This window comes from Parapedobacter lycopersici (assembly GCF_040395035.1).
Lineage (GTDB): Bacteria > Bacteroidota > Bacteroidia > Sphingobacteriales > Sphingobacteriaceae > Parapedobacter > Parapedobacter lycopersici_A.
The window spans coordinates 1-21,326 of the sequence record NZ_JBEBRB010000024.1 but is presented as its reverse complement, the minus strand read 5'-3'; the positions used below and the strand labels follow the sequence as shown (position 1 = coordinate 21,326).

Annotated in this window: 16 protein-coding genes and 1 pseudogene; 8 read left to right on the top strand and 9 right to left on the bottom strand. The window is 51.5% G+C overall.

The window, feature by feature from the left end; all coding sequences use genetic code 11:
* The first annotated feature begins 44 nt into the window (after positions 1-44).
* A complete protein-coding gene (locus tag ABWO75_RS07095) occupies positions 45-785 on the top strand; it encodes a hypothetical protein (RefSeq protein ID WP_353183999.1) in 741 nt (246 codons plus the stop codon).
* On the opposite strand, the gene priA is transcribed toward ABWO75_RS07095, so the two are convergent.
* Complete coding sequence (gene priA / locus ABWO75_RS07090) at positions 779-3,262, bottom strand: replication restart helicase PriA (protein WP_353183997.1); 2,484 nt, start codon at positions 3,260-3,262, stop codon at positions 779-781. The two genes, ABWO75_RS07095 and priA, sit on opposite strands and share 7 nt — an antisense overlap.
* Before the next feature lie 46 nt (positions 3,263-3,308).
* Positions 3,309-3,698, bottom strand: coding sequence for a DUF423 domain-containing protein (locus tag ABWO75_RS07085; protein WP_257656247.1), 390 nt, complete (start codon positions 3,696-3,698; stop codon positions 3,309-3,311).
* Positions 3,699-3,877: 179 nt separating this feature from the next.
* On the opposite strand from ABWO75_RS07085, the gene ABWO75_RS07080 reads away from it, so the two are divergent.
* Positions 3,878-6,511: a PQQ-binding-like beta-propeller repeat protein gene (locus tag ABWO75_RS07080; protein ID WP_353183994.1), complete on the top strand. Its 2,634-nt coding sequence runs from the start codon at positions 3,878-3,880 to the stop codon at positions 6,509-6,511.
* A 314-nt stretch (positions 6,512-6,825) separates the two neighbouring features.
* On the opposite strand, the gene ABWO75_RS07075 is transcribed toward ABWO75_RS07080, so the two are convergent.
* A complete protein-coding gene (locus ABWO75_RS07075; RefSeq protein WP_353183992.1) occupies positions 6,826-9,867 on the bottom strand; it encodes a ThuA domain-containing protein in 3,042 nt (1,013 codons plus the stop codon).
* A gap of 531 nt (positions 9,868-10,398) precedes the next feature.
* On the opposite strand from ABWO75_RS07075, the gene ABWO75_RS07070 reads away from it, so the two are divergent.
* From ABWO75_RS07070 to ABWO75_RS07045, 6 genes are all read left to right on the top strand, one after another.
* Positions 10,399-11,433: a DUF6695 family protein gene (locus ABWO75_RS07070; RefSeq protein WP_353183990.1), complete on the top strand. Its 1,035-nt coding sequence runs from the start codon at positions 10,399-10,401 to the stop codon at positions 11,431-11,433.
* Between the two features lie 41 nt (positions 11,434-11,474).
* Entirely contained in the window at positions 11,475-11,843 is a 369-nt protein-coding gene (gene panD, locus ABWO75_RS07065) for an aspartate 1-decarboxylase (RefSeq protein WP_257656243.1), read from the top strand.
* A 219-nt stretch (positions 11,844-12,062) separates the two neighbouring features.
* Complete coding sequence (locus tag ABWO75_RS07060) at positions 12,063-13,073, top strand: DHH family phosphoesterase (RefSeq protein WP_353183988.1); 1,011 nt, start codon at positions 12,063-12,065, stop codon at positions 13,071-13,073.
* Between the two features lie 13 nt (positions 13,074-13,086).
* On the top strand, positions 13,087-14,037 hold the full coding sequence (locus ABWO75_RS07055) for an FKBP-type peptidyl-prolyl cis-trans isomerase (RefSeq protein WP_353183986.1): 951 nt from the start codon (positions 13,087-13,089) through the stop codon (positions 14,035-14,037).
* A 110-nt stretch (positions 14,038-14,147) separates the two neighbouring features.
* A complete protein-coding gene (locus ABWO75_RS07050) occupies positions 14,148-14,927 on the top strand; it encodes a TatD family hydrolase (protein ID WP_353183984.1) in 780 nt (259 codons plus the stop codon).
* 38 nt (positions 14,928-14,965) lie between these two features.
* Positions 14,966-15,988: an asparaginase gene (locus ABWO75_RS07045; RefSeq protein ID WP_353183982.1), complete on the top strand. Its 1,023-nt coding sequence runs from the start codon at positions 14,966-14,968 to the stop codon at positions 15,986-15,988.
* Here ABWO75_RS07045 and ABWO75_RS07040 read toward each other — a convergent pair.
* The 6 genes and pseudogenes from ABWO75_RS07040 to ABWO75_RS07015 form a co-directional block, all read right to left on the bottom strand.
* Positions 15,985-17,316 carry a bifunctional folylpolyglutamate synthase/dihydrofolate synthase gene (locus tag ABWO75_RS07040; protein ID WP_353183980.1) on the bottom strand — a complete coding sequence of 444 codons (1,332 nt, stop codon included), beginning with the start codon at positions 17,314-17,316 and terminating at the stop codon, positions 15,985-15,987. The two genes, ABWO75_RS07045 and ABWO75_RS07040, sit on opposite strands and share 4 nt — an antisense overlap.
* Positions 17,317-17,335: 19 nt before the next feature.
* On the bottom strand, positions 17,336-18,154 hold the full coding sequence (locus tag ABWO75_RS07035; RefSeq protein ID WP_353183978.1) for an energy transducer TonB: 819 nt from the start codon (positions 18,152-18,154) through the stop codon (positions 17,336-17,338).
* An 81-nt stretch (positions 18,155-18,235) separates the two neighbouring features.
* A complete protein-coding gene (locus ABWO75_RS07030; protein ID WP_257656236.1) occupies positions 18,236-18,643 on the bottom strand; it encodes an ExbD/TolR family protein in 408 nt (135 codons plus the stop codon).
* Between the two features lie 91 nt (positions 18,644-18,734).
* Positions 18,735-19,436, bottom strand: a complete 702-nt coding sequence (locus ABWO75_RS07025) for a MotA/TolQ/ExbB proton channel family protein (RefSeq protein WP_353183975.1) — start codon at positions 19,434-19,436, stop codon at positions 18,735-18,737.
* Between the two features lie 53 nt (positions 19,437-19,489).
* Positions 19,490-20,563, bottom strand: a complete 1,074-nt coding sequence (locus ABWO75_RS07020) for an SPOR domain-containing protein (protein WP_353183973.1) — start codon at positions 20,561-20,563, stop codon at positions 19,490-19,492.
* A 39-nt stretch (positions 20,564-20,602) separates the two neighbouring features.
* A pseudogene (locus ABWO75_RS07015) lies at positions 20,603-21,326 on the bottom strand (hypothetical protein); the annotation flags it as partial.

Genomic DNA, 21,326 nt, shown 5'->3' with positions numbered 1-21,326 from the left:
TACATAGCGGGCTTAACTTGGATTGGGACTGTAATTCTTAGCAGATGAAAGGCATTCTTTTATTTTTTGCATTATGTACGGGTATTTCCGGCGCATGGGCGCAAGTCGTCCGCATCGATACGGTAGCCTACCCCACTCCGCACGTCCCGAAAACAAAGAAGAATAACTTTAATATCGACTACTGGTACACGGTTGCCGTACGTACATATGGCTATGAACAGTTTCCACAGCTGCTGAACCAGGCTGAATTGCCTTTCCTGTCGTCTTACTTTAACGGCATCCTTTTCAAGTATAATGACAACCAGATTGGATACCGTCTTCAGGGAAACTACTTTGACCGGGATATCGCTTTTGAGAATGAGTGCAAAGGATGTGCACGGGCGAGCGGACGCCTGCAGAACACCACCATAAAAGTAGGCATGGAGAAAAGCATTAACTATTCGCGCCTCCAGCCCTATTTCGGAGCCGACATCGGGTTCATGGCCCAGAAATTCCGGGGAAGCAGCACCAATTACACGTCGGCCGAGCAGGTATTTAATGAAGACACTAAAAACGCCGCGCTGTTTTCCCCGTTTATCGGCTTTAAACTGTACTTGATCCCCAGAGTAGCCATTGGTGCCGAAGCCAACTTTAACATCGCCTACTCATACCAGAAGCTGAATGCGTATGCCGAAGAGACACGTGTTGGTCCGCCAACGCAGAGCCGGCGCTACAAGTGGGAGTATTTCTTCGCTCCGTTGGCTTCGGTTTCGTTGCAGTACAGTTTTGGCCTCATCAATCAATAAGGATCCACATCCACCTGCAGGCGTATTCCCTTATTTATTTTCTGTGCATTAAAATCCACTAGAATGGCCGACAGCAGGTGCTTTACCTTGGCAATACTGGTACCTGTGCGCTCCACCTTCAGCAAAATACTGTAAATATACTGGTTACGGATGCGACCAACAACCGGCACTTCCGGCCCCAGCACCCGATGCCCCAGTTCCTGCCTTAATGCCGCAGCAAGCCGAAGGGCTGCCTCCTGTGCTAGTTGCTGTTCCCGGTGTTTAACGTCAATTTTCACCAGCCGAAAAAACGGCGGGTACGCATAATTTTTTCGCTCGGTCACTTCGGCCATAAACATTCCCGTATAATCATGCGCAACAACCTGTTGAATAACGCGGTGCGTGGGTGTATACGTCTGGATAATGACGTGTCCGCTATCGTTTCGTCTGCCGGCACGGCCACTCACCTGGGCCAGTAAGGAAAACGCCCGCTCATATGCCCGGAAATCGGGATAGTTGATCAGTCCGTCGGCATTGATAATCCCAATCACGCTTACTTTCCCGAAATCGAGTCCCTTTGCCACCATCTGCGTACCGACCAGGATATCGTAACGGTGCTCATCAAATGCACCAAGCACCCGCTCAAAACCATGCTTGCCCCGTGTTGAGTCCAGATCAAGTCGCCCAATGCGGGCATGAGGAAGCAGCATACTCAGCTCTTCTTCTACCCGTTCCGTACCGAAACCCTTACTCGTAATATTGGTTGAGCCACAGGCAGTGCACACCTGAACCGGATCTTCCGAAAACCCACAATAATGACAGTGCAGCTTGCCGCTGCTCCTGTGATAGGTCAAGCTTACGTCGCAATGGATACATTTGGTAATATACCCGCAGGTACTGCATTGGGATACCGGGGTATGACCCCGTCGGTTCTGGAAGAGGATCACCTGTTGCTGGTTATCAATAGCCCGTTTCATTTCCTCAAGCAGCTGGCCGCTGAAATAAGAAAACATATTTTCTTTGCGGGCCTCCTCGGCGATGCTCAATGTTGTAATCCTTGGCAGCTGCGCATCCCCGTATCGCTGATCAAGCTTAACCAGTCCATACTTTCCCGCCAGCGCATTGTAATAGCTTTCCACCGATGGGGTAGCTGATCCCAGAAGCACCCTGGCGCCGTGGAGATGCGCCAGGTAGATGGCGGTGTCGCGCGCGTGATAGCGGGGGGCAGGGTCAAATTGCTTATAAGAAGTTTCATGTTCTTCATCGACGATAACCAGTCCAAGCTGCTGCAACGGCAGAAAAACAGCGGATCTCGCACCCACTACTACCCGATAGTCGCCCTTCAGCACCTTATGCCATACCTCTGCCCGTTCATTGTCATTAAATCGCGAGTGATAAACACCCAGACGATCGCCAAAATGCATTCGCAGTCGCTCGGTAATCTGCGCGGTAAGTGCAATCTCCGGCAATAAGTATAGCACCTGTTTCCCGGCTTCCAGGGCTGCTTCAATCAGGCGGATATAAAGCTGGGTTTTCCCCGATGCCGTTACGCCGTGCAGCAGGGTTACTTCCTTTTCCAGGAAACAGGCTTCAATCTCCGCAAGCGCCCTGGTCTGCACATCGCTCAGCGTAAACACGGGTGAAACCGGAACATCGGTCTCTCCCAACCGGCTAACCGCCCGTTCATGCAACCGGAAGATCTCCTTTTCCGCCAACGCGGCAACGGTAGCGGCACTACAGCCGCTTGTTTCCATCAGGTCCGACTTAGCCACCTCGGGGTTTGAGCGGCTCAGCTGGAGGTAAGCCAGTACGGCATCCTGCTGTTTCGGAGCCTTATGGAGGGCGTCGAGTAGCATTTTACGGCCCGTTTCATCGGTATATGCCTCGTCAAGGGTAACGAACACCTTCATTTTGGGCTTATACTTTACCGCTATTTCTTCCGAAATCAAGATAAACTGTTTATCGAAAAGCTGTTTAAGGATCGGAAAAACGGTCTTTTGTCCCAACAACTTGGTCACGTCGCTAACTTTCAGCTCCGGCGTAATATCCAATGCATCCATAATAAGGTATTCCTTATCACTCAGCGTCGACCGGTCGACATTTTCCCCACTAGCGGCAACGATCTTCGTCTCACTGGCCAGTTTCAGTGCAGCAGGCAGTGCCGCCTGCATCACTTCTCCCAATGCGCACATGTAATAGGTGGCCATCCAGTCCCACAGCTGCAACTGCCGCGCGCCGACGATGGGAAGATCATCCAGCACATCCAGGATATATTTGGCTTCGTATCGCTCGGGAGGGCGGTCGCTAATCCGGTAAACCACGGCAGCGTAGACCTTGTTTTTCCCAAATTGGACAATCACACGCTTGCCTGCAGCCACCCGGTCGTTCCACCCGGCGGGAACCCGATAAGTATACAATTTGGAAATAGCCAAAGGGAGGACAACCTCGGCAAACAAGGTAACGCGTGTATCCGGATTACCTTCGGTAAATTCAAGCATGGAACTGTAAAAGATTAACGGGTGGCCGTGCCGAAAGCCAACGGCCTTATCCCTTGTTTTTAATAGTGGCTATAAATAGACCAGCCCAGCCGACAATAAAGCAGAGCCCACCCAAAGGCGTTATGGGACCCAGTATTGCCGGCTTCCCGAAATTTGTCAGTGAATAGGTACTCAACAGGTATAATGAGCCTGAAAAAAGCAGAATCCCCAAAGTAAAGGAAATATAGGAAAGCTTGATAAATGAATTTTTTGCGCGCGAAAAAGTAGCCAGAAACAAGAGCGCCACGGTATGGTAAAATTGATAATCCACCGCGGTCTCCCAAGTTTCTAGGTGATCTTCACTGACTTTATTTTCCAAACCATGCGCGCCAAAGGCACCCAATACCACAGCAGAAAGACCAAAAAAAGCGGCCGTGAGTATAATACGTTTGTTCATTAGTACATCAACGTTTTTTATGCGGTTAACGGTACAATTGTTCGCCAAACATAGCTAAAAATAGCCTGATATGCAATGCCGGTCCAACGGATCCATGTGTCTTCCGCTGCGTAACAAAGATGCGAATAAACTTTGTTAAAATTTCTAATTCGGTACTTTTTATGTTAGGTTTGTTGTTGATGAAAACGACCATTATCATCACGTCGGTATTGTTCCTTGCGGTGATTATTGCTTCCGTATTTTATTTCAGGGACTTAAGTGGTGACAGGCAATCCAGGCGAAAACCATTTACCCACATTCCGGAAGATGCGGCCTTACTGGTATCGTTCCGGAACGATGAGACATCGGATCGTATATTTGCCGGTTATAAACTGTTCGAAGCAATTCTCGGCGACACCCAATTCCGCGATCTGAAGTTGCTCCGCTCAACTATACTGAACCACGGATCAGTGATTTCCGCTACAGACGGACAGGAAATTGTACTTTCATTCCATCCGGGAAAATCACGGATCGATTACCTGATGGCTGTGCCAATGGATACCGATCACCCCACTACCGCCCTGTTCGACGAAATCAGTGCCATGGATACCAGTTTCCACCTGACATGGGCAGGCACCGGACAGGAACGCTTCCGCATCGCATCCCGGGACCTCTCACGGCCGCTGTTCGTCGGCCAGCGCGATGGCGTCATTCTTGCCAGTTTTGCCGACACCCTTGTGGCGCGTGCCCTAGATAAAAATGAGCCCAAGCTCTCTATGCAGGCCATTGAGCAGTTCCGGAGCGAAGACAACAAAAACACACCAGCGACGTTGTATCTCAATCACCACAGGCTCCACAACCTGGCGAGTACCCTGATGCAACGGGCTCCCGGCGACTTCATCCAGCTACTCGCTGAAACAGCGGGTCAGTCGATGCTAAAAATGAATTTCAACAGCAATGCGCTGATGTTCAGCGGAACCAGCACATTGGATACCACCACCAGTTACCTGGCACTGTACAGCAGGCAGCAGTCCGTGGAACAGCAACTGAAAAATGTGGTACCTGCAGACGCAGCCACTTACCTGTTGTTTGGTGTATCCGATTTCCCGGCCCTGCACCGGGGCATTGCCGACCTATTGGACAGCCGCGGCGAAATGGCTCAAATGAGCGAACAACACCGGTTAATCCAGGAGCGGTCCAAGGTTTCCATTGCCGATGACCTGCTACCCCTATGGGGAAATGAGTTTGCCGTCATTGAACTGGCCAACCGCGAAACCCTGGGCATTATCGAAGTCAAGGATTCCCTTGCATTTGCGCGGGTTATCCAGCAGATCAGCACGGATTATCCCGAAAACATCTACCGGCTCAACCATTCCAACCTACTCTATTACAGCTTTGGCGATCCGCTCCGGTCATTTACGCGTCCCTATTTCTTGTTCACCGGCAATTATTTTGTCTTTGCCAACAACACCAGTACGCTGCGGCGTTTTGCGGCAGACTATGCAGATGGACGAACCTTGACTAACACGCCCGGATACCTAAATTTTGACCGCCTTCAGGCCAATAAAGCAAATGTGTCCGTATTTGTTCACAACGAAAATGCAGCAAACGCAATTGCACAGCGCCTGAAGCCTGCTTTCCGGTCGGCTTACACCGCAGAAGATGATTTTGGCTATTCTGGATTTTATGCCTGGTCATTCCAGCTTTCGGGTGCTTCGGGCCGCTTTTTCAGTAATTTTTACGCCCGGTATATCGATGATGAAGCACCCGGTGTCACCCCCGAGTGGACGTTTGACCTGGAGGGCACGCTTGTCACACCACCCATGGTATTTCAGTACGATGACACCAGCCGGTTTATCCTCGCACAGGCATCCAGTCATATTTTATATGCGCTTTCGACTTCGGGAAAGCAGCTGTGGAATGCCCAGCTACCCGGACCGGTATTGGGCGATATCCTTCAACTTGCCGACAGTAGCATGCTGCTCACGACCGCAGAACGGCTTTACCGCTTTGATGTTCACGGTGATCCGCTGCCGGGCTTTTCGCTGGAACTTCCCCATCGTGCATCGTATGGCGCCATCGCATACGAAAACGGCGGCGACCTCCGGCTGTTTGTGCCCGCAGGCAGCCGCATTTTGGCCTATGATGCAAAAGGGAAAATGCTATCCGGTTGGACAGACCAGACGCTTACGGGCGATATTCAGTACGGACTGAAACAGGCGACATTGCAGGATATTCATTATGTTGTTGCCGCTACAGATGCAGGGGATGTCTATTTTTTTAATTACAATGGCCAGTTGATCCACCGGAATGGTGGCGACAATCATACGGTTTTCCGTAATCCCATCGCTTTGCAGTACAGCCCGGAAGCAGCCGCCTCGTCACATGTAATCACCAGCGATACAGCGGGTGTGTTAAAACGCTTCTACTTCGAAAACAGGCAATCAGTCGATACGCTCAGCAGCCGAAGTGCGAATCATTATTTCGACGCCATAAACATCACCGGAGACACTGTTCCCGAATTGGTATTCACAGATCGCGGGGAGCTGTCGATATACGATAATACGGGTGACAATCTCGTTTACCAGTACGATTTCGGCCAGGACATCGAAAACCGGCCGATCTTTTTTCCAGCCGCTGCCGGCAAGTACCGGGTTGGGGTGACTACACCGGCCAACCAGTTGCTGTATGTGTTCAATGAAGACGGGACAATCGTACCGGGCTTTCCGGTAACGGGCCTTCCGCCGTTTTATTTCGGAACACTGCAGGCGGCCGGCCCTGCTTACCTACTGGTTGGTAAGACTGATCGGAAATTGTATGCTTATCCGTTTTAGATCTTACTTTTTTTCCGCAAAAACGTAAGCAAAAACTCGTCGCTGTACCCAGTCGCTACCACGGCAGTGCGTCAACCTGCAAGCCGCGGCTGGCTACTGCGTAAGCAGGTATCAGGGTTTGTGTTGGCGGTAGCGGGGCTGATACAACATTGGCGACTTTTTACGTGGAACGAGGGGTTTTACAAACCACTTATCATCGATCGTCAAATATCCACCACCGTTCACAGACAGATCACCAAACACCCATCACAGACCACTGTTCACCCTTCGCCAGTCACAGACCACGGACTGCTAAAACTAAAACTGGCCATCGATCACTTTTTCGGTCGTAAATCAACTGTCTTTACACCCGACAGCGGCCTGATGCCCGCTCCCGGCGTATTGGTATACTGTGCCGTAATCCGCATCACCGTCGTACTGTCACTTCCTGCGGGCGGACGGGCCACAATCGTACCCTTGGCTGGCAGCGATTTAAGTTTTGCCTGCTGGTTATCTCCCAACGAAAGCACCCATTGGATAATCTGCCGGGCCTCGGATTCCTTCATTCCGGGATGGGCTGGCATGGCCACTTCGCCCCATACGCCGCTCCCCCCCTGCAATACTTTCCCGGTAAGGTAAGCTGCCGCGTCGTTTTGCTTCCGGTACCTGGCCGCCACCTGAGTATAAGACGGTCCCACACTGGGTCCGTCAACCTTGTGGCACGACTGGCAATCGGAAGCCAGCATCAGGCTTCGCCCAAGCACCAGTTCAGATACCTGCTGGTGTCCCAGCGAAGCGCCCGCCAGATCGGTGCCCTTAATGTAGTCCACAGACACGACCAGGTTTGCCGGATCAATGGGCCGATCGCCATCGGCTACCTTTACTTCGTAGCCGATTGATTCACCCGGCGTATAAAGGCCGGATGTATTGGTCAGCACAACCTCAATAACCGGATTGTCGTTTCCGGCATATACCGCTACAGGTGCGCTGGATGTCCGCGCCCCCGAAGGATCTTCAACTGTAACGCGGACGGTGTATTCACCCACCTTATCTAGTGTATAGCTAAGCACCGGTTCCTTGGTCTGCCGGGTTACGTCCCCTATCTTCCAGGTATACGTCAATGGATCGCCCTCGTAATCGGTAGCAGCTACTTTCGCCTGTACCGTGAACGGCACGCCGCCGTTAACCTGTTCCACTTCAATGGCACCGACCTGCGGAGCCAGGTTTCCCGGCAGGTAATCAATGCGGGCAATCCCCGCATCCTCATTCTTCGTAAACCATCCGGTACCGTATTCCAGCACATAAAGCCGGCCATCCTTACCCACTTCCATATCAATGGGATTATTGAACTTCTGTCCCTCCATGAACGGTTCCATCTTGTCAAAATCACCATTAGGAAGCAGGGTAACCGCCCGGATCCACCCGCGTATCCAATCGTAGATAAACAGCTTGCCTTCGTAATATTCCGGATAGCGTGTTGCCTGAGGAAAGAAGTCGCGGTAATATACCGGCCCTGCCATGGCGTTACGTCCGCCGGTGCCAACCTGCGGAAAGTCAGGTGAAGCAGCATAGGGGTACCAGATAAATGCCGGATGCGCCGGTGGCAAGTGTTGCAAACCCGTGTTATTGGGCGAATTATTTTCTGGTTTTGCCGGGTCGAAAGCAGCACCGGATTGCCCGGTTGTGTAATTATATTCCCGGTAAGGGTAATTATTGCCAACAAAAAGCGGCCAGCCGAAGAAACCCGCTTCCCGTGCCTGGTTCACTTCGTCGTATCCACGTGGTCCCCGGGTAGCGAGGCTATCGTGATTGGCATCGGGCCCGACTTCGCCCCAGTAGAGGAAATTTGTCTTCTGATCGATGGCAATACGATACGGGTTACGGTTGCCCATTACATAAATTTCCGGACGGGTTTTTTCCTGTCCTTCGGCAAACAGGTTACCCTCGGGAATCGCATAGGTGCCGTCGGGCAATACCTTAATGCGAAGGATTTTACCTCGAAGATCATTGCTGTTGCCCGAACTGCGGCGGGCATCATATTGCGCAAAGCCCGGCCGGCCGTCCAGCGGTGCAAACCCGTGGTTCTGGAACCGCTGGTTTGGCTGATCAAATGGCGTGGAGTTATCGCCTGTCGACAGGTATAGCAGCCCGTCGCCGCCAAAGGCAACCGATCCTCCCGTATGGCAGCAGATGTCGCGCTGCGAGTAAAACTGGAGAATAATTTTCTCGCTGCTTTTATCCAGAGTATCGTTAGCATAAACAAACCGCGATAGCCGATTTACCGAAGTATCGGTTGGACTATAAAATGCATAGATATAATTATTGACCTCAAAATCCGGGTCAATGGCCAGCCCCATAAACCCTTCTTCAGCATTTACATTGGGAACTTCGGTACGATGGTACACATCGAGAAACCCCACCTGTTTCAACGCCTGTGTTTCCTGGCTGTAACGCATCAGTTCACCGCGTCGCTGCGCAACCAGGATGTCGGTATTGGGTAATATCGCCATTTCGGTCGGTTCAAAAAGGCCGCCAAGCTGCAATTGGGTTTTCACGAAACGCTGCCGTTCGGGGACCGGCAGGCTCTTTGCCCGGTTGTAATTCAGCTTCCTGTTATCCCCAATCGCATATCGGATCCCTCCCAGTATATGCCTGGCAATCAATGGATCCTGAAAAGCTGCTGCTGAATGGCCGAACCCGGTATAAAATGCGCGGCCACCGTCGTAATCGTGGTACCACGCAATGGGATGATCCGTGCCATTCTTCCCTCCTTCATAACTTTTCTCATCAATGGTAATCAACACGTGTATATCCGGTGAAAGCTTCTTAAAATTATACCACTCATCGTGGTAAGTGAATGTGGCTGGCAGCGAATCAGTGGCCGGATGATTGGCATCAACAACCTGGAACGCTGCGTCCTGCGGTACTGGGTGGCTATCAAAATAAGCCCCAACCAGGCGACCGTACCAACCCCAGTCGTACTCCGTATCCGAAGCAGCGTGGATGCCCACATAGCCTCCTCCCGCCTGGATATACCGTTCAAAAGCGACTTCCTGGTAGTGATTAAGTACATCACCCGTCGTGTTCAGGAAAACAATGGCCGAATAACGCGCCAGGCTGTCTTCCTGGAACCAGGTGGCGTCGGACGTCGTATCCACTTCATAACCATTGGCAGCAGCCAATTGCATCAGTGCTTCCCGTCCATCCACAATGGACTCATGATAAAACCCCGCGGTCTTACTAAATACCAGCAGCCTGGGTTTCCCGCTTCGTTTATTGCACGAAACAGCCGCCATCACAAAGATAGCCAACATGGAAAACCATAAAATCGATTTAGTTTTTACCTGTAAAATCCGGAGCGAGTTTTTTATCAGCATAATGTGTTTGTCAATGGCAATGAATCCGGCATAAATTACTCATAACTTGTTATTACGGAAATTATGCAGTGCTCATCTGTATAATCGTTTATTGATCTATTGTATCTAGGTTCAATGCAATGCCTGTAAAAGTCGTAATTTTTCCAGATATATTTAAACCGGCCGGCCGATAAATTTCGTTAATGGGTTTGTATCAATGTTGTCATGGCACACCCACTGCCCCGACATTCCCAATTCTTTACAGATTTAGCCTGTTATTTCATCCCCTGTTATGACATGATACCCATGTGTATCAATGGAACCGCTCAACCTCGACCTGACTTATCCGGTCCGGCATGCTGGGGAGGATAAGGTGCTTTCGGCATATTCTTTGAAGGTTCTAAAGATCACATGCGGCGTGACAGCAACAGCAAAGGTCGTTTTGTTCACAAGAATTAAAAAATTCGGATAGCACTGCTGTGCTACCGTTTTGGTCAAACGGCCGGTCAACTATGGAGAGAAACATAAAAACAGCAGGTAAAGGAGGGTTATTTGGACGAAAGCCTTGATCTGGCATTAGTGATCGCATGGCCCGACGTTACGGCACGGGGAGATGAGCGATGGATGGCCATATTGAAATCATTAGGTGTTGTTAAGAATTTAAACTTCAAGGTAGGACATGCCGCCATTATCCTGGTGAAACGGAGCGGTGAGCTGACCTACTACGATTTTGGCCGTTACATTACCCCTCGCGGTTATGGCCGGGCTCGTTCAGTAAATTCCGATCCCCGTCTCTTGCTGCACACTCGTGCCATTGTCACTGAAAAGAGCAGCATCAGCAACTTACAGGCTATCGTCGACGAGCTCCACCTGCTGGAACCGGCCACTCACGGCGGCGGCAGAATGTTCTTTTCCATAGCGAACGGCATCTCCTATCACCGGGCTAAGGCGTTCGCCGACCGGCTCGTCAGTCAGGGCCCCATAAAATACGGCGCGATAGCAAAAGGTAATAACAGCTGTTCCCGTTTCGTGGCACAAACCCTGTTGGCTGGAATGCACGCGGGCCATCCGGCAAGAACATCGCTCGTTTTTCCCGAAAGCGGTAAACCAAGTCCCATGAGCAACGTGATAAACGCCGTACCCGACAGGACGATTTATTGTTATTACCGCGGTGCAATCACCGCACGCAAAATAAATCGCTGGCAATCACTCCGGTTTCAAGCAGACCTGCTGCTGCACAATCTTTCGTCGAGCAAGGCACGTTTATTGCCCTGCGACCGGAAACCCGGCAATATTACTGAACCCGAACGGCCGGATGAGTTACCCGAATCTGCCCAATGGCTGGGAGGCATCGGTGAGGGAGCCTGGTTTTCGCTCGAAAGGTGTGCGAATACCGATACGTACCAGGTAGTGAAATATGCCAGTCAGGGCAGAGAAGAATACCGGGTGAGATGCGCTGCGGCACAGGCTGTAGACCTCCAGGCTCCGTATCATTTTACGTATCATTTCCAACATCAACAGTACATCATCCGCCAAGGGCAGCTAGAAATTGCCCTGAGCGCTATAGCGGTTCCGGTGAACAGCTGAAATAAAAACGAAAAAAGCGAATATACTTACACAAAACAACAATGGAAATCAACATCTTAAAATCAAAAATCCATACGGTAAAAGTGACCGAGGCAAATGTTGAATACAATGGATCCATCACTATTGATGCTGATTTGCTGGACGCTGCGCAGATAAAAAAATACGAGCAGGTTTATGTCAATAATGCCGTGAACGGCAGCCGGATCATGACGTACGTATTGCCTGGCAAACGTGGAAGCGGTGAGGTGTGCATGAATGGCGGTGCCGCATTGCACGCTAAAGTCGGCGATACCGTCCATATTCTCAGCTTCTGCAATGTCACGGAAGAAGAAGCTGACAGCTACCGGCCGGTGTTGGTATTCACCGAAGCGGGCAACCGGATTGCTTCCATAGAACACTATGATTACTGATATCCATTCGGCGGATATTCCTTATATCCGCCACTCCCCACAGCCGGTCCATCGCATGCTCGCTTTCCTACTGGAATACCGGTACCAACTCACGGTATCAAGGGATTTACGGAGCAAAAAAGTCCGGCACGCACAGCCTGTTAATTTTTCCGTTTTACCTGTATAAAAAATTCGGTAATCGGATTTTTTATAGTAGGTTTGCACTCTTTTAACATCTGAATGTTGACACAGGAAGTCCTTAAGCACCAACTTGCTGCACCTAAGCATATTGTCGTTACTACGCACCATAAACCAGATGGCGATGCACTGGGTTCTTCACTGGCCATCTACCTTTGGCTGAAGGCAAAGGGACATACCGTGCACCTCATTGTTCCCTCCGATTTCCCAGCATTCTTCGATTGGATGCCCGCCAGGGAGGAGATCAGGATCTATACTGCGGATATCCAGGCAAACGACACGCTGATTGCCGATGCTGAAATGATATGGTGCCTTGACTTCAATAACCTCTCCCGCATCCATGCCATGGAAAATGCGGTGCGGAATGCACCTGGTGCAAAAGTGATGATCGACCATCACCTGGAACCCGAAGGGTTCGATGTTTTCCGGCATTGGGATAGCAATGCGGCGGCTTCTGCCCAGTTGGTTTATGATTTTCTGGTGAATGTGATGGACGATCACTCGGCCATTACCGCCGAAATAGCCACGTGCCTATACACAGGACTAATGACAGACACCGGATCTTTTCGCTTCCAGACCACAACCCCCGAAGTCCACCTGATCGCTGCTGACCTCATCCGACGGGGCGCCAGAAATTGGGAAATACAGGAACTTGTTTACAACAGTTCATCGGAAAACCGGCTCAAATTTCTGGGTTTTTGCCTATTGAACCGGCTTGAAGTGCTTCCGGAATACCATACCGCCCTGTTCAGCATCTCGCGCCAGGACCTGAACCGCTTCCATATCACAACAGGCGATACTGAGGGCCTTGTAAATTACGCCCTTTCGATCAGCGGCATTAAACTTGCTGCCCTGATCATTGACCGTACCGACCAGGTAAAACTATCGCTCCGGTCGGTTGGTACATTCCCTTGCAATGAAATCGGCAAAAAGTATTTCAATGGCGGGGGGCACCGGAATGCCGCTGGAGGCAATTCCAACGAACCGCTGGATAAAGTCGTGGAAAAATTCAAATCAATATTACCTGCATATAACGAACTATTAAAACAATAACAAATCAAACAAAATGAAGAAATCAATTTTAATTTTAGGACTTGCTGCGGCGGTTTTGATGGGTGCCTGCCAGCAATTCAAGACAGGCGAAGGCGGGTTGCAATACCAGATTGTTAAAGACAACGGACAGGCAAAAGCGCAGGCCGGTGACCTCCTATCGATCGCCATGACAGTGAAGACCGACCGGGATTCGCTGCTCTCCAGCACCTATAAAATTGGCCTTCCACAGATCATCAATATTGCGCCCGACAGTGTTCCGGGCCTTTACGCGGGCGACTACAACTCGATGTTTAAACTGCTCGGCGAAGGCGACAGTGCCGTCTTTAAGCTTGATTTGGATACCATGGCTGCCAAAACCATGCAGCCCAAACCTGAGTTCGCTGACAAATACATTATCTTCAATGTAAAGGTGAACCGGCACTTTAAAAAGGGTGAGCTTACCGATAGCGCACTGTATGCCGAAGTGAACACGTACTTTGAAGCCGAAATCGAAAAGTTGAAGCAGGCCGAAGCGGGAAAAATCAGCAAATACATTGCGGACAACAACCTGGAGCCGTTGAAAACGGCGTCCGGCCTGCAATACGTGATTGTTGAAGAAGGTACCGGCGAGAAGCCCACGCCCGGCGATACCGTACAGGTTAATTACACTGGCGCACTTACCAGTGGCGACGTGTTCGATACATCCGTGAAGGAAATTGCCGAAAAGAACAACATTTTCAATCCCATGCGCCCTTATGAACCCGCTAAATTTGCCATTGGCGTGCGGCAGGTAATTCCGGGCTGGGATGAAGGCTTACTGTTATTGCCAAAAGGCAGCAAGGCAAAGTTGATTATTCCGTCCGAGCTGGGATATGGTGAACGCGGAGACATGCGCGGGACCATTCCGCCGTTTGCTCCCCTGGTCTTTGACATCGAGCTGGTCGATGTGCTGAAACCGGCAGCACCGGACAGCACGGCAAACTAAAATACCGCGAAACGCCCCGATTATTACCGGGGCGTTTCTTTTTAATACCTTTGCAGTTATCCATTAGTCCATCCGGCGGCTATCCGCTATGGAATACATGATTTTTAATAATGACACAGGAAACCGTATTGATCGACACCCATACCCATGCCTATTACCTGTACGGCGATGCCGAGCTGGACATCCAGATGCAGCGTTGCTTCGACCACGGTGTGCAGCAGCTGCTGTTACCGAATGTCGACCGCACATCCATTCCCAAAGTGCTGGGCATGGCGGCAGACTATCCCGCCAATTGTTATCCGATGATGGGGCTTCATCCGTGTGAGGTAAAAGCAGATTATCTCGACGAGCTGGCCGTTGTTGAACAGACTATTGCCGAAAATAAGGTATATGCCATCGGTGAAATCGGCCTCGACCTGCATTGGGATAAAACCACCCTGCCCGAGCAGCAGGAGGCGTTCCGGATACAGACCGATTGGGCCAAAGCGCTCGGACTGCCCGTATCCATCCATTGCCGGAATGCGTTCGATGAGCTTTTTGAACTATTGGACGATCAGCAGGACGGCCGGCTCACCGGCGTGCTCCACTGCTTTACCGGCACGCTGCAGCAGGCTGAACGCACGATCGCCCTCGGCCTCCATTTGGGGATCGGCGGAGTGGTAACGTATAAAAACGCGGGTCTCGATCAGGTGGTCAGCCAGCTGGATCTCCGCCACCTGGTACTGGAGACCGACGCGCCCTACCTGGCCCCTGTGCCGCATCGGGGAAAACGCAACGAAAGCAGTTACCTCTTGCATATTGCACAAAAAATCGCAGATTTGCAGGGAATTCCCTTGGCGGCGGTTGCCGACGCAACAACCGAAAACGCTAAACGGATATTCAGGATATAATATGCAGCTTACCAAACCATATCATAGCAGCCAAACTGATGAATAATGTCTTTGTAATCTATACCGGGGGTACCATTGGCATGGTCAGGGATGAACAGACCGGTACATTTATCCCCTTTGATTTCGACCTTATTGCCAAAAATATTCCGGAGCTTGCCCGGCTTAATTACAACCTGCGTGTACACTCCTTCACGCCAATCATCGATTCGTCCAATATGACACCCGCCATCTGGCTGGAAATGGCGAGTCTGATCAAGGATAATTACGACGACTATGACGGTTTTGTCATCCTCCACGGTTCGGATACGATGGCCTTTTCTGCTTCGGCCCTGAGTTTTATGCTGGATGGTCTACAGAAACCTGTAATCCTGTCGGGTTCCCAGTTGCCGATCGGTGAAATACGGACAGATGCCCGGGAAAACCTGATCACCGCACTGGAACTTGCTTCCGCCAAAAAAAGAGGGAAATCACTCATTCATGAAGTGTGTATTTTCTTCGATAATAAATTATTCCGGGGCAACCGTTCGTTCAAGTATAACTCGGCCAAATTTGAGGCGTTCCGTTCGCCTAATTACCCCGTACTTGTAGAAGCCGGTGTTTACCTGAAATACAATAATGATGCGCTGCTAAACAACAGTGGCATGGATTTCCAGCTCCATACCCGGCTTGACGATGCCGTTTCGGTACTGAAGCTATATCCGGGAATCAGCAGGCAGGTCGTCCGCGCCGTACTGGAATCGGATGCCCGTTCGGTCATCATGGAAACATTCGGATCGGGAAACACCACCACCGACAGCTGGTTTCTTGACATGCTCCGGCAGACCATACGGAATGGCAAGAATATACTCAATATTTCACAGTGTAAGGTGGGCAGCGTGGAGCTTGGCCGTTACGAAACCAGCAAGTGGCTCAAAGAGATGGGTGTACTGAATGGGTATGACATGACTTTTGAAGCTGCTGTTACCAAGCTGATGTATCTGCAGGGCGAATTTAACAAGCAAAGCGATGTAGCCTATTGGGCAGAAAAGAATATCCGTGGCGAACTGACCGTACAGGATTAACCGGTATTACTCCGGCTACCGTCGGCCCCGGCGTCATGGGAAGCCAGCAGGTCAGCTACTACAAACGTACTTCCGCCAACGAAAATCAGGTCGGCTTCCTGTGCCTGTGTTTTTGCGGCCTGCAACGCCGGCATTACGCCCGGGAATGCACTTCCCGACAATCCATAACCCTGCGCCTGTTCCAGCAGTTCCACAGCGGGGAGCGCCCGTGGCATATCCACCTGGCAAAAATAATAACGGCCGTGCGTGGGGAGCAGCGGAAGCATATGGCTTAGGTCTTTATCGCGCATCACACCGATCACCAGGTGAAGCGCCGCATGCGGGGTCGCCTGGATGTTGGCCAGCACCTCCCGCCATCCGTCTTCGTTATGCCCCGTATCACAGATGACCAGCGGCCGGGTCGACAGGGTCTCCCACCGGCCACGAAGTCCGGTAAGCTGCTGTACCTGCTTCAGCGCCGCTGAAACATCCGGTTCGGCAATGGCATACCCCTGGCTGCGCAGCTCCGTGACTGCCTGCAGCACGCCCGGCAGGTTGCGGGCCTGGTAACCGCCCATCAGGTCCAACGCATAACGAAAATGCCCACCGTCGCTCCGATGCACCACTTCTATTTCCTGATGCGCTTCGCCGCGTTGCTGCGCAACCGGCTGCCACCATTCCGCAGCATAAGTCAACACACTCTGCCGTTCGGCAGCTGCCCGGTCGAACACGCCGCTCACTTCCTCCTGCCGTTCGCCCACGATTACCGGAACCTCCGGTTTGATAATTCCCGCCTTTTCCGCGGCAATTTCAGGCAACGTATTGCCCAGCATCGCCATATGATCGTAACCGATATTGGTAATTACCGAAAACAGGGGGGTAATGATGTTGGTCGAGTCGAGGCGGCCACCCAGACCGGTCTCCACCACGGCAATATCCACGTGCTCACGAGCGAAGTAGGCGAAGGCCATGACCATGGTGAGTTCAAAAAAAGAAGGTTGTATTTCCTCCACGAGTGATCGGCTGCGGTCGACAAAGCCAGCAACTTCTTTCTTAGGGATGGGCACGCCGTTAATCCGGATACGTTCGCGGAAATCCACCAGGTGCGGCGAAGTATACAGGCCGGTTTTGTAGCCGGCCAGCTGCAGTATAGCCGCCAGCATGTGCGATGTGGACCCCTTACCGTTGGTGCCTGCAATATGAATGGACTTAAATTGCCGGTGCGGATCGCCCAGCGCAGCGCAAAGCCTTAAGCTATTGGAAAGATCCTTTTTGAAAGCGGATGCTCCGTCGCGGGTAAACATAGGCAATCTGGTGTACAGATAATCGATTGCCTCCTCGTACAGCATGTGGTATGGAATGTGATAATTATTTCAGCCTGAAGTAAATGGGAACGACAGCTTTCTGCACCTGGGGAGCCTGCTCCAGCCGGTTAAGCCGTGCACCCCGCAGGGCGCGTTCGCATTTTTCCCAAAGTGACCGGTCGGGCAGCGTCGTACCCCGCACACCTGCCCGGGCATACGTAATCCGTCCGTCGGGAGCCACGTGGATCTCCACGGCAACAACGCCCGCCTGCTGCCCGTTGTCTTCGATCGCCGGTGGAACCTCCCAGCGTCTGTTGGTCACCGAAAGCGCCATATTTCCGTCACCGGAACCGCCTTCTCCGTAATTAGCTGCCAGCGGATCGCCCAGCTTGCTTCCCTGGTTACCTGCTTCCGTACCTGTGCCGTCGCCCCTACCCGTGGAGTTGTTCTTCGCACCCCGGTACAACGCGTTCGGATTGATAGCCGGTTTGCTGTCTTCTTTTTCCACCGTAGCCTCTTCGGCATTGGCTTTCTTTCTTTCGTTGGCCACTACGGCAGGTGCATCTTCCAGATCCTGGGTGACTACGCTCCTTTCCGTAATCTGCTGTGATGGTGTTGGCTGAACCGTTTCCTGTGGGTCAATCCGGTCGGGGCGCACCTCATTTGCGTTGGGGTCCGCGGAAGCTTCATCCACGGTCATGTAGTCGTCGCCCATCCCGATATCGGATGTGCCGTAGTTGACAATGATACCGCCCATCCCGAATTGCGGCAGCGCCGAGCCGATCATGATGAAAAAGCTGACCAACAGCAGCCCCCCCATGATCCCGCTCGAAATCCACATGGCCTTCGGGTAATTATTCTCTTCCTGTGTATGATAACTCATGGTACTAAATGCAGTGCTATGATTCTTATCTATTAGCTATGATGAAATCATCGGCTTTTTTCCATAACCGGTTAGCCACCGTTATTCCCGAATGGGTTCAGTAGCCAACACCAACCTGATTTTCAATTTATTGGCAACATCCATTACCGAAATCACGTTCTGAATGGGCACGGTGCTGTCGGCGTAAAGCATGATGGTCAATTCCTCACCGGGCTGTACGTAGGCCTCCAGGGCTGTCATCAGGTTTTCATACGGCACCTCCTGTTTATCCAGGAAATATTTCAGGTCCTGTGTTACGGAGACAGTTACCGTTTTCTTGGCAACCGACTGCTCTCCTGCACTTGATCGTGGCAGCAGCAGCTTCACCACCTGGGGGTTAGCTACAGCAGATGCCAGAAGGAAGAATAACATCAGGAAAAACATGATATCGTTCAGGGAATCCGTAAACACACGGATCTCCGAATTATTTCGTTTTGCTCTTAAATTCATTTGTCAAATACTTTTTATGGCCTTATGAAACCGCCGTTTGCATCGCCTTTACAGCGTGCTGCCGGGCAGGTTTCAATCGTATCAGCAGCAATTAGGAGCCGGGCTCGTCCAGCAGGTCAACAAATTCAATGGCATCGGTCTCCATCCGGAGAATCAGCCGCTCCAGCATTGTATTCAGCACGTGATATCCTGCAAAGGCCAAAATACCGATAGTCAGTCCCGAGGCCGAGGCAATCATTTTCACATACAGACCGCCGGACACACTGGCAATGTCAATCCCACCCGCAGCTTCCACATCGCGGAAGATGATAATCACTCCGAAAATCGTACCGATGAAGCCCAGCATCGGCGCGACCGTCGAAATAATGCTCAGCAGGTTGAGGTTCTTCTCCAGCCGGGCGACTTCCAGTTTACCCACATTTTCAATCGCTCCTTCGATGTCCTTAATGGGGCGTCCGATCCGCAGCAACCCTTTTTCCAGCATCCGGCCCAATGCGCTGTTACTTGACCGGCAAACAGACAGTGCAGAGTCCAATCGGCCGGAAAGCACACTCTGTTTAATGTGCGACATCAGGTTCGGGTCATATTTAGAGGCTTTTTTTATCGTCAGGTAACGTTCAATAAAAATCACCAGGGTAGCAAAAAGTAACAACGCCAGCGGAATCATAATCCAGCCTGCCTTAAATAAAAGCCCGATAAGGCTTACCTGCTCATTTGCGAGCTCTACCGTCTGCTGTGCCGCTTCCGCCATGGTATCCAGCGGGTAAATGGTGTCTTGTTGTAATAGTAACATAAATTGATCGTGTAATTTTTTTAAGTATTATGTTGTTTTAATATCAATGCATTTTATTCCGTTCCATCGTGGACGACCTTGGCAATCCAGGCTCCCGGCTCAAAATTCTTCTGTACGCTAACGAGTTCCCGGTAAGCTTCCTCTTCCGTGGCAAACGATCCCCAGCTGATCTTTTTCCGGTTGCCCGGCATCCGGCTTTCGATTGCCTTCAGGTCATACCCCTTTGCCTTCATTTCCTTCACGTATTTATCCGCCTGCCGCATGGTAGCAAACGAGCCGACGATAATTTCATAGGTAACCGCGGGTTTGCTGGCTTCTACCGGCGCCGGCGCAGCAGCTGCAGCAGCAGGAACGCTATCACGCCCGCCGGCAGTTTCCATGGCAACCGGCTGGCCCGTGGAATCGGTCTGTCCGCTATCCAGCGGCAATTGTGCGGTCTGTCCGGCAACTGGCTGTTCCGAATCGGTCTGGTCCGAAACGGATGTTTGCTTTATGCCAGTCAGCCACGCAGGCTGGTAAAACCATATACCGCCCGCCAGCAATGCTACTACCACCGCCGCAGCGACCCACCAGCCCGTGCGGCGCGACGGCTCCTCCAATGTCTCCTCATCTTCATCCGGCGCTGCTGTTTCCTGTTCCATGACCGGCTGATCATCCGCAGCGCCCGCGGGAATAACCGGCCCCGGTTCTTCCACTGTTGTACCCGGAGGAAGTTCCGTGACCGCCGGTGTTAACGGATGCAGGGCCTTTACCGGCCTGCGCGTCAGGCCCGCAGGATTCAGCTGTTCAAACACCAGCGATGCGCCATCGGCGATTAAATAACCCAGGCCCGACAGAAGTACCTTGCCGTTATGCTGTGCGGCGGCAATCAGTCCCTGTACCAGTTCGTCCAGCATACGCCCCGCCGACTCCTCGCTGAGTTGTCGCTGGGCACGCAGGTAATCGGTCAACAGCAGTCCACTCCCCTGCCCTTCAACCAGCTCAATACGCGTGCCGGGAGCAGAAAAAACCTGTCCCTCTGCTTCAAACGAGGCCGGAACGGAAATTTTCCGGAAGATGCCGATACCCGGCACATTTACTTCCGGATATTGCCTCAACAAATTCGCTATGCACAGTCCCAGATTCATCCTTTCAACTTTCTCCCTGCAAAGTTATAACCTTATCGGTCAAAATGAAAAATTAACACCACCGATCACATTCAGTCCCAGTCGCGGGTAAAACAGATAACGTTCGTAGGTGGTGCTCATCAGGTTATTCAACCGCACATACACACCGATCCGGTCGGTTGCACGGTATTCAGCAGCTGCGCTAAGATCCACAAACGATGGAATGGTCACTTTTCTTCCACCGGTTGCAATCTCCGTCCAGCTGTAATCACTCAGGTCAATGGCGGCATCCCCGACAAAACCGTAGGTCAGCCCCTGAAAGAGCAGTTCCCCATTGATATACAGCTTGTCACTGATGTTGATCCGCGTATGTGCCGACAGTCTCATTTTGGGTGTGAACCACGCCTCCTGCTCCTGTGCCAGATCGAACTCATTGAAGTTGGCCTTTCCACCCAGGCTTACTGTTTCCGAAACCCGTACATTAATCTCACCTTCCAGTCCGATGATCTTGCTGGCGTCCTCACCGCTTTCGTAGATGATATCAAAAAGGTGGGGCGAATCCGCGTTATTCCGGTAGAAAGGCATTCCCTCAACTTGTCTATAGAATGCTTGCACTTTATATCCGAAGGTTGCGCCTGCATTGCCTTTGATTCCACCGAATATGTGCAAGCGGTCAACCGAATTGCGTATGGCAATATTGGGTGCCAAGAATGGGTTTTCCCTACTTAACTCACGGAAGGCTGTTTTATTGACATCGCCGTTAATGCCACCGAACAGGTGGGCA

Coding starts and splice junctions, on each gene's coding strand:
- ABWO75_RS07035 (WP_353183978.1), bottom strand. CDS start 18,154: ATGAGTTATCATACACAGGAAGAGAATAATTACCCGAAGGCCATGTGG.
- ABWO75_RS07095 (WP_353183999.1), top strand. CDS start 45: ATGAAAGGCATTCTTTTATTTTTTGCATTATGTACGGGTATTTCCGGC.
- ABWO75_RS07055 (WP_353183986.1), top strand. CDS start 13,087: ATGAAGAAATCAATTTTAATTTTAGGACTTGCTGCGGCGGTTTTGATG.
- priA (WP_353183997.1), bottom strand. CDS start 3,262: ATGCTTGAATTTACCGAAGGTAATCCGGATACACGCGTTACCTTGTTT.
- ABWO75_RS07080 (WP_353183994.1), top strand. CDS start 3,878: ATGAAAACGACCATTATCATCACGTCGGTATTGTTCCTTGCGGTGATT.
- panD (WP_257656243.1), top strand. CDS start 11,475: ATGGAAATCAACATCTTAAAATCAAAAATCCATACGGTAAAAGTGACC.
- ABWO75_RS07040 (WP_353183980.1), bottom strand. CDS start 17,316: ATGCTGTACGAGGAGGCAATCGATTATCTGTACACCAGATTGCCTATG.
- ABWO75_RS07045 (WP_353183982.1), top strand. CDS start 14,966: ATGAATAATGTCTTTGTAATCTATACCGGGGGTACCATTGGCATGGTC.
- ABWO75_RS07085 (WP_257656247.1), bottom strand. CDS start 3,698: ATGAACAAACGTATTATACTCACGGCCGCTTTTTTTGGTCTTTCTGCT.
- ABWO75_RS07060 (WP_353183988.1), top strand. CDS start 12,063: ATGTTGACACAGGAAGTCCTTAAGCACCAACTTGCTGCACCTAAGCAT.
- ABWO75_RS07020 (WP_353183973.1), bottom strand. CDS start 20,563: ATGAATCTGGGACTGTGCATAGCGAATTTGTTGAGGCAATATCCGGAA.
- ABWO75_RS07075 (WP_353183992.1), bottom strand. CDS start 9,867: ATGCTGATAAAAAACTCGCTCCGGATTTTACAGGTAAAAACTAAATCG.
- ABWO75_RS07050 (WP_353183984.1), top strand. CDS start 14,148: ATGACACAGGAAACCGTATTGATCGACACCCATACCCATGCCTATTAC.
- ABWO75_RS07030 (WP_257656236.1), bottom strand. CDS start 18,643: ATGAATTTAAGAGCAAAACGAAATAATTCGGAGATCCGTGTGTTTACG.
- ABWO75_RS07025 (WP_353183975.1), bottom strand. CDS start 19,436: ATGTTACTATTACAACAAGACACCATTTACCCGCTGGATACCATGGCG.